At 71.8% G+C, this 8,233-nt stretch carries 9 protein-coding genes; 5 read left to right on the plus strand and 4 right to left on the minus strand.

Going from position 1 to position 8,233, the window contains the following annotated elements:
* Nucleotides 1–173: 173 nt before the first annotated feature.
* Nucleotides 174–509: a DUF2530 domain-containing protein gene (locus ACFY04_RS39065; protein ID WP_389124912.1), complete on the minus strand. Its 336-nt coding sequence runs from the start codon at nt 507–509 to the stop codon at nt 174–176.
* Between the two features lie 128 nt (nt 510–637).
* On the opposite strand from ACFY04_RS39065, the gene ACFY04_RS39070 reads away from it, so the two are divergent.
* Entirely contained in the window at nt 638–2,101 is a 1,464-nt protein-coding gene (locus ACFY04_RS39070; RefSeq protein WP_389124915.1) for an NCS2 family permease, read from the plus strand.
* Here ACFY04_RS39070 and ACFY04_RS39075 read toward each other — a convergent pair whose 3' ends face one another.
* Entirely contained in the window at nt 2,102–2,284 is a 183-nt protein-coding gene (locus tag ACFY04_RS39075) for a hypothetical protein (RefSeq protein ID WP_030010567.1), read from the minus strand.
* A gap of 130 nt (nt 2,285–2,414) precedes the next feature.
* Here ACFY04_RS39075 and ACFY04_RS39080 point away from each other — a divergent pair, with 130 nt between their 5' ends.
* The 3 genes from ACFY04_RS39080 (at nt 2,415) to thpR (ending at nt 4,935) form a co-directional block, all read left to right on the plus strand.
* Nucleotides 2,415–2,852, plus strand: coding sequence for a MarR family winged helix-turn-helix transcriptional regulator (locus ACFY04_RS39080; protein WP_389124918.1), 438 nt, complete (start codon nt 2,415–2,417; stop codon nt 2,850–2,852).
* Nucleotides 2,853–2,877: 25 nt separating this feature from the next.
* A complete protein-coding gene (locus ACFY04_RS39085; RefSeq protein ID WP_389124921.1) occupies nt 2,878–4,233 on the plus strand; it encodes an MFS transporter in 1,356 nt (451 codons plus the stop codon).
* 147 nt (nt 4,234–4,380) lie between these two features.
* Nucleotides 4,381–4,935 carry an RNA 2',3'-cyclic phosphodiesterase gene (gene thpR, locus ACFY04_RS39090; RefSeq protein WP_389124924.1) on the plus strand — a complete coding sequence of 185 codons (555 nt, stop codon included), beginning with the start codon at nt 4,381–4,383 and terminating at the stop codon, nt 4,933–4,935.
* A 189-nt stretch (nt 4,936–5,124) separates the two neighbouring features.
* Here the strand turns inward: thpR and ACFY04_RS39095 are convergent, their stop codons facing one another.
* Both ACFY04_RS39095 and ACFY04_RS39100 read right to left on the minus strand, forming a co-directional pair.
* Nucleotides 5,125–6,114 carry an aldo/keto reductase gene (locus ACFY04_RS39095; RefSeq protein ID WP_389124927.1) on the minus strand — a complete coding sequence of 330 codons (990 nt, stop codon included), beginning with the start codon at nt 6,112–6,114 and terminating at the stop codon, nt 5,125–5,127.
* 59 nt (nt 6,115–6,173) lie between these two features.
* Nucleotides 6,174–6,866, minus strand: a complete 693-nt coding sequence (locus ACFY04_RS39100; protein ID WP_389124930.1) for a GDSL-type esterase/lipase family protein — start codon at nt 6,864–6,866, stop codon at nt 6,174–6,176.
* A gap of 76 nt (nt 6,867–6,942) precedes the next feature.
* Here ACFY04_RS39100 and ACFY04_RS39105 point away from each other — a divergent pair, with 76 nt between their 5' ends.
* Nucleotides 6,943–7,947, plus strand: a complete 1,005-nt coding sequence (locus ACFY04_RS39105) for a WD40 repeat domain-containing protein (protein ID WP_389124933.1) — start codon at nt 6,943–6,945, stop codon at nt 7,945–7,947.
* Nucleotides 7,948–8,233 lie beyond the last annotated feature (286 nt).

Here is an 8,233-nt window from a genome sequence, read left to right on the forward strand (position 1 = left end):
TGTACCGGGCCGTGGGGCGGGGACACTCCGGGATGTCCCCGCAGGTCGAGCGAACCCACCGCCGGGCCACGGGCCGATCCGGTCCGGGGTTCGCGAGCCGAGGAGACGTCCCGGAGGGGTCCCGCGCCACCCGAAGCCGCGCCGCCGCGCCCGGCCAGGGCCACCGCGCCCGGCTAGGCCTGCGGCCCCGAGCCCGCCTGCCCGGCCTGCCCGGCCTGCCCGTCCCGCTCGGTCCGCTCGGCCCGCGCAGCGACCTCGGCCTGTTCCGCCGCGTGCCGCGCAAGGGCGGCGTCGCGGCCGCGGACGTACCAGATGCCGATCAGGCCGAGGAAGCCGCCGGCCGCGCAGGTCCAGACCCACCACAGCTGGCCCCGGTCGGCGAACCACCCGTAGAAGGGCAGCTGGACCAGGAAGAGGGCGAACCACAGGATCGTGCCGCCTGTGACGGTGGCGACGACGGGGCCCTCCAGGGGCTCGGGCGCCTCGTGCTTCGCAATCCATTTCGCCATGCGGCAAGTCTAGGCGGCGCGAAATGACATCTACGCGCGGAGATGGACGCCCTTTCGTTCATGTGTTCATACTGAAACGGTTTGGGCGCGGCCCATTTTCTTCGTATGAACCACCCAATGAGGACCGTATGAGTACCCCGGCCCCCGCCCTCGCAGCCACCGCCCCGGAGCCTTCCCCCCAGGAACCCTCCGGCCCGCTGGACCGCTACTTCAAGGTCTCCGAGCGCGGCTCGACCCTCGCCCGCGAGGTCCGAGGCGGCTTCGCGACCTTCTTCGCCATGGCGTACATCATCGTGCTGAACCCGATCATCCTGGGCAGCGCGAAGGACATGTACGGGCACCAGCTCGACGGCGGTCAGCTGGTGACGGCCACCGTCCTGACGGCGGCCTTCACCACCCTCCTCATGGGTGTCATCGGCAACGTCCCGATCGCGCTCGCCGCCGGCCTCGGCGTGAACACGGTCGTCGCGCTCCAGCTCGCCCCCCGCATGAGCTGGCCCGACGCCATGGGCATGGTGGTCCTGGCCGGCTTCGTGGTAATGCTGCTGGTCGCCACCGGCCTGCGCGAGCGGGTCATGAGCGCCGTGCCGCTGGGCCTGCGCAAGGGCATCGCCATCGGCATCGGCCTGTTCATCATGCTGATCGGCCTGGTCGACGCGGGCTTCGTCTCCCGCATCCCGGACGCCGCGCACACCACGGTCCCGCTGCAGCTCGGCGCCACCGGTCACCTGGACGGCTGGCCGGTCCTGATCTTCGTGATCGGCGTGCTGCTCACCCTCGCCCTGCTGATCCGCAAGGTCCCGGGCGCGATCCTGATCTCCATCGTGGCCATGACCGTCGCCGCCGTCGTGGTGCAGCTGGTCGCGAAGGTGCCCGACTCGGGCTGGGGCCTCACGGTCCCCGAATGGCCCGGCAACCCGGTGGCCGCGCCCGATTTCGGGCTCGTCGGCGAGGTCAGCCTGTTCGGCGGCTTCGACAAGGTCGGGATGCTCACCGGCATCCTCTTCGTCTTCACCGTGCTGCTGTCCTGCTTCTTCGACGCCATGGGCACGATCCTCGGCGTCGGCGACGAGGCGAAGCTGATCGACAAGAAGACCGGCGAGTTCCCCGGGATCAACCGGGTCCTGCTGGTCGACGGCCTGGCCGTCGCCTCGGGCGGCGCCACGTCCTCCTCCGCGACCACCTGCTTCGTGGAGTCCACGGCCGGTGTCGGCGAGGGCGCCCGTACGGGCCTGGCGAACGTCGTGACGGGCGGCCTCTTCGCCGTGGCGCTGTTCTTCACCCCGCTCGCGACCATGGTCCCGTCCCAGGCGGCCACCCCGGCGCTCGTGGCGGTCGGCTTCCTGATCCTGGCGGGCTCGGTCAAGGACATCGACTGGAGCGACTTCACCATCGCCGTCCCGGCCTTCCTGGCCATGGTGATGATGCCCTTCACCTACTCGATCACCAACGGCATCGGCATCGGCTTCGTGAGCTTCTGCGCGCTGCGCCTGGCGACCGGCCGGGGCCGCGGGGTCCCGGTGGCCATGTACGTGGTGTCGGCGGTGTTCGTCTTCTACTACGCGATGCCGGCCCTCGGCCTCGGCCAGTAGCTACGTCAGCCCGTAGAACTTCTCTGTCTCGTCGACGGCCGCCTTGAAGCGCTCGTCGAAGTCATCGCGAATGAGCGTCCGGACCACATAGTCCTGGACGCTCATTCCGCGTTTGGCGGCGTGGATCCGGAGCCTGTCGAGGAGCTCCCCGTCTATGCGCATGCTCAGCACATGTGTCCCCATGCCGAAAGAGTCGGGGCACAGGGTGCGTACGCGGGTCGCTTTCAGCCGCCGACTCACCCGTATGAGTGACCCCAGGTGTGAGCCGGAAAACCGGTTTTCCTTAGGAAGAGTAATGAGTTATTCTAAGTACATGCATGACCTTTCCCATGGCGACGACGCAGCCGCCGTGAACGACCTCCGCTCCGCCGTCATGCGGCTGGGGCGACGCCTGAAGCACCAGCGCGTCGACGAGTCGCTGAGCCCGACCGAGATGTCGGTCCTCGGCACCCTCGCCCGCTGCGGCCAGGCCACACCCGGCGAGCTCGCGCGGCGGGAGCACGTCCAGCCGCCGTCGATGACGCGCATCGTCGCGTTGCTGGAAGCCAAGGGACTGGTCACGCTGGAACCGCACCCCGACGACCGCCGCCAAAAGGTGGTCCGCCAGACGGAGGAGGCCGAAGCGATGCTCGAAGAGAGCCGCCGCAAGCGCAACGCCTTCCTGGCCGGGCTCGCTGCCGAGCTGACCGAGGCCGAATGGGCCAAGCTCCGCGCGGCCGCACCCGTCCTGGAGAAGCTCGCGCACCTGTAGGAACGACGCCAGGAGGCGAACGCTTTTGAGTACGGGAACCGGAGCAGACTCCGCACCCGGCCACACATCCACCCCCGCTACCGCCGCGACCGTCGCGGCACCCGCGAGCAAGGGCTCCATGTTCAGCTCGCTGAAGATCCGGAACTACCGGCTCTTCGCCACCGGCCAGGTCGTGTCCAACACGGGCACCTGGATGCAGCGCATCGCCCAGGACTGGCTGGTCCTCTCGCTGACCGGCTCCGCCTCCGCCGTCGGCATCACCATCGCCCTGCAGTTCCTGCCGATGCTGATGTTCGGCCTCTACGGCGGCGTACTCGCCGACCGGCTGCCCAAGCGGCCGCTGCTCCTCGCCACCCAGAGCGCGATGGGCCTGACCGGCATCGCCCTCGCCGTCCTCACCCTGGCCGGACACGTCCAGGTGTGGCACGTCTACCTCGCCGCCTTCGCGATCGGCCTGGTCACCGTGGTCGACAACCCGGCCCGGCAGACCTTCGTCTCCGAGATGGTCGGCAAGGACCAGGTGGCCAACGCCGTCAGCCTGAACTCGGCCAACTTCCAGTCCGCGCGGCTGGTCGGCCCGGCGATCGCCGGTGTGCTGATCACCGCCGTCGGCTCCGGCTGGGCCTTCCTGCTGAACGGACTGTCCTTCGCCGCGCCCCTCGCCGGCCTGCTGATGATGCGGGCCCACGAACTGCACCCGGTCGAGCCGAGGCCCCGCGCCAAGGGGCAGCTGCGCGAAGGCCTGCGCTACGTCGCCGGCCGCCCGGAGCTGATCTGGCCGATCGTGCTCGTGGGCTTCATCGGCACCTTCGGGTTCAACTTCCCGATCTGGCTCTCGGCCTACGTCAGCGACGTCTTCCACGGGGACGCGGGCACGTACGGGCTCTTCAACACCCTGATCGCGGCCGGCTCCCTGGCGGGCGCCCTGCTCGCGGCCCGGCGCGGACAGTCCCGCCTGCGGGTGCTGGTGGCCGCGGCCGTGCTGTTCTCGGTCCTGCTCCTGGTGACCGCCTTCGCACCCGGCTTCTGGCTGTTCGCCGCCCTGCTCGTCCCCATCGGGGTCTTCGGCCTGACGGTCAACGTCACCGCCAACTCCAGCGTGCAGATGGCGACCGACCCCGAGATGCGGGGCCGGGTCATGGCCCTGTTCATGATGGTGTTCACCGGCGGCACCCCGCTGGGCGCCCCGCTGCTGGGCTGGATCACGGACACCTACGGCGCCCGGATCGGCATGGCCTCGGGCGCGGTGATCTCCCTGGCCGCCTCGGTCGCGATCGCGGTGGTCCTGGCCCGTGTCGGCAACCTCCGGCTGCGGGTGAACCGGCGCGGCGTGACCTTCGTCCCCGCGGCCGCCCCCCGCGAGCTGGTCCCGGCCGCCTGACCCCGGGGCTCCGCCCCAGACCCCACCGGGCTCCGCCCGGACCCGCGCCTCAAACGCCGGCCAAATCCAGCCTCGCCGGCGATTGAGGCGCGGGGGTTCGGGGGCAGAGCCCCCGACAGCGGCGCCGCGCGCGGCTACGCTCGCCGCATGAGACTGTTCGCAGCCGTCCTCCCGCCGGACGCGGCCGTCGCCGAGCTGGCCCACGCCGTCGACCCACTGCACGACGACCACCTGACGTGGACCGCGCGAGCGGGCTGGCACTTCACGCTCGCCTTCATGGGCGAGGTACGGGACGAGGTGCTCCCGGAGCTCCACACCCGCCTGGAGCGGGCCGCCCACCGCACGCCCCCCTTCGCACTGCGCCTGCACGGCTGCGGCCACTTCGGGGAGCGCGCCCTGTGGACCGGCGCCGCCGGGGAGCTCGCCGCCCTGCGGATGCTCGCCGAACGGGCCGACGCCGCCGCCCGGCGGGCCGGCGTACCCATGGAGCAGCACCGCCGGTACACCCCGCACCTCACCCTGGCCCGCAGCCGCAGTGCCACCACGCCGCTGCGGCCCTACCTGGACGCCCTCGCGGACTTCGAGGGCACCCCCTGGCAGGTCGACACGCTCAGCCTGGTCCGCAGCAACCTCCCCGTCAGCGGGGTGCCGGGCGAACAGCCCCGCTACGAGACCGTCGGGGCCTGGCCGCTCGGCGGCTGAACCCGCACGCCCCCCGGCCGGAGCCGGGGGGCGTGCGGGAGAGCCGGCGGGCCGCGTTAGGCTCGACGGGTGGATCCCAAGACCAGAAACCGTGTCATGGCCGGTGTGCTCGTACTGATGTTCGTCGTCGTGGCCGTGGCGGCCGCCGTCGGCCAGTAACCCCTTGGGGGGTCTTGCCCCGGGCAGGACCTACCAGGCGAAGGCCTCCGGCGACGCCCCGGGACCGGGGAAGATCTCGTCCAGACCGGCCAGAACCTCCTGCGAGAGCTCCAGCTCCGCCGCGCGCAGCGCCGAGTCGAGCTGCTCCTGCGTACGCGGCCCGACGATCGGCCCGGTGACCCCGGGACGCGTCAGCAGCCAGGCCAGCCCGACCTCGCCCGGCTCCAGCCCGTGCTTGTCCAGCAGGTCCTCGTACGCCTGCACCTGCGCGCGTACCGTGCTGTTGGCCAGCGCGTCCGCCGACCGGCCGGAAGCGCGGCGGCCGCCCTCGACCTCCTTCTTGATGACCCCGCCCAGCAGGCCCCCGTGGAGCGGCGACCAGGGGATGACCCCGAGGCCGTACTCCTGGGCCGCCGGGATGACCTCCATCTCGGCGCGCCGCTCGGCGAGGTTGTAGATGCACTGCTCGCTGACCAGGCCGAGCCGGCCGTGGCGGGCCGCGGTCTCGTTGGCCTGGGCGATCTTCCAGCCGGGGAAGTTGGAGGAGCCCGCGTAGAGGATCTTGCCCTGCTGGACCAGGACCTCGACGGCCTGCCAGATCTCCTCGAAGGGGGTCAGCCGGTCCACGTGGTGGAACTGGTAGACGTCGATGTAGTCGGTCTGGAGCCGCTTGAGGCTGGCGTCGACGGCCCGCCGGATGTTCAGCGCCGACAGGCGGTCGTAGTTGGGCCAGGTGTCGGCCTCGCGGTACATGGAGCCGTACACCTTGGTGGCGAGGACCGTCTTCTCGCGGCGGTCGCCGCCCTGGGCGAACCAGGTGCCGATGATCTCCTCGGTGCGGCCCTTGTTCTCGCCCCACCCATACATATTGGCTGTGTCGAAGTAGTTGATGCCCGCGGCGAGCGCGGAGTCCATGATCGAGTGACTTTCGGGCTCCCCGGTCTGGGGGCCGAAGTTCATGGTGCCGAGAACGAGTCGGCTGACCTTGAGGCCGGTGCGTCCGAGCTGCGTGTACTTCATGGGACCCAAGCCAACTGCTTCGAGTGCGCTCGAAGCAAGACCCGGTCGTGAAGGGCGTGTTACATCCCCTGCGCGGGCCGGTAGGGGCCGCCGATGCCCCACGCCTGGTACAGGACGGCCGCGAACTCGCCCGCCAGCCGGTGCTCGCCCGAGGCGTTCGGGTGAGTGCCGTCGTAGGTGTCGCGGTGGATGTCGTACGCGTCCGGGCGCGCGGCCAGCAGGATCGGCGAGGCGTCGGTCGTCAGGTCGGCGACCGCCTTCGCGAGGAGCTCGTTGAAGCGGGCCACCTCGGCCGCGAAGGGGGCGTCCTCCTCGGCCCGGCTGTTCGGGATGACCGGCAGCAGCACCATGCGGACGGCGGGGTGGGCGGCGCGTGCCTCGGCGATGAACCGGCGGGCGTTGTCGGCGGTCTGCCCGGCGTCGGTGTAGAAGCCGAGGTCGATCAGCCCGAGGGAGACCAGCAGGACGTCGGCGCCGGTGTCGGCGACCGCGGGGCCTATGAGGGGGGCCATGTGCTGCCAGCCCTCGCCCCAGCCGGCCAGGTGGCGGCGGGCGCGCTCCGGGAAGCCCGGGTCGGCGTACGCGTGGCTGGTGGGCGTGTCGGCGACGGTGTCGTACAGCTCGCAGCGCGGACCGACGATCCGGTAGGGACCGCCGAAGGTCGAGCTGAGGTGCTGCCACATCCGGTAGCGCCAGGTGTAGTCGCCGGCGCGTCCGATGGTCATGGAGTCGCCGACGAACATGAAACGCATCCGGTCATCATCGCGGATCGCGCGACAGAAACCCCTGTGACGCCGGACACGCGGCACGTACTGGCAGGCTGGGGGAATGCGCCTGCCCATGCCGTCCGCCGCCGTCACCGCCGCCGTTGCCGTCACCGCCGCCGTCGCCGCCGCACTCGCCGTGCTGCCGGGCCCGGCCCTCGCGGCGGAGACGCCCGCCACGTCCTCCTTCACCATCTCCGATCCGCGGATCAAGGAGTCGAGCGGCCTGGCCGCCAGCCGGATCCACCCGGGCGTGTACTGGACGCACAACGACAGCGACGACGGCCCGTACATCTACGCGGTGGACTCGGCATCGGGCAGGACGGTGGCCCGCGTGACGCTGACGGGGATCGGGAAGCCGCGCGACGTCGAGGCGATCTCGCTGGGCCCGGACGGGCAGCTCTACGTCGGGGACATCGGCGACAACCGCAACGGCACCTGGGACCACGTGTGGATCTACCGCTTCCCGGAACCGAGACAGCTGGGCGATGTCACCGTCGAGGCCACGCAGTTCACGGTGAAGTACGCGGACGGGGCGCGCAACGCTGAGGCCCTGATGGTCCATCCGGTGACGGGGCGCGTCTACATCGCGAGCAAGGACGAGAACAAGGGCGGCCTGTACGAAGGTCCCGCGGAGCTGACGACGGGGGGCACGAACGTGTTCCGGCGGGTCGCCGCCGTGCCGTGGGTGACGGACGGGGCGTTCTCCCCCGACGGCACCCGGCTGACGCTGCGGGGCTACTTCACGGCCCGCACCTACCCGTGGAAGGACGGTCTGCCGACGGGCGAGGGCGAGCGGGTGGACGCGCCGTGGCAGGGCCAGGCTGAGTCGGTGACGTACACGCCGGACGGCTCCACGCTGATGTTCGGCGCGGAGGGCGAGGGCAGCCGGGTCATCGCGATCCCGGTCGCCGCCGCCGCCTCGGCCTCGCCGCAGCCGGGCGCCCCCTCGGAGGCGGCCACCGCGGCGGAGCCGACGGGCACATTCGGCAAGGGAGCCCTTGTCCTCGCGGGCGGCCTGGTCCTGGTCCTCGGCGCGAAGCGACTCCTCCGCCGCCGCCGCAGCTGACCCCAGCCCCGCCGAACCCATCCGGCTCCGGCCGAGCCCATCCGGCTTCGCCGCCCCAATCCAGCCCGTCCGAGCCCATCCAGCCTCGCCGGGCACATTCAGCCCCGCCGGCGTTTGAGGCGCGGGGGTCCGGGGGCAGCGCCCCCCGGCAGCGGCGCCGCGCCGGAAAGCAGACGGTTCGGCGCCCGCGCCGTTGGGGGGGGGGGGGGGGGGGGGGGGGGGGGGGGGGGGGGGGGGGGGGGGGGGGCGGGGGGGGGGCGGGGGGGCGGGCGGGGGGGCCCCCCGC

The sequence above is a fragment of the Streptomyces sp. NPDC001549 genome (assembly GCF_042894025.1).
Taxonomy (GTDB): Bacteria; Actinomycetota; Actinomycetes; order Streptomycetales; family Streptomycetaceae; genus Streptomyces; species Streptomyces kutzneri.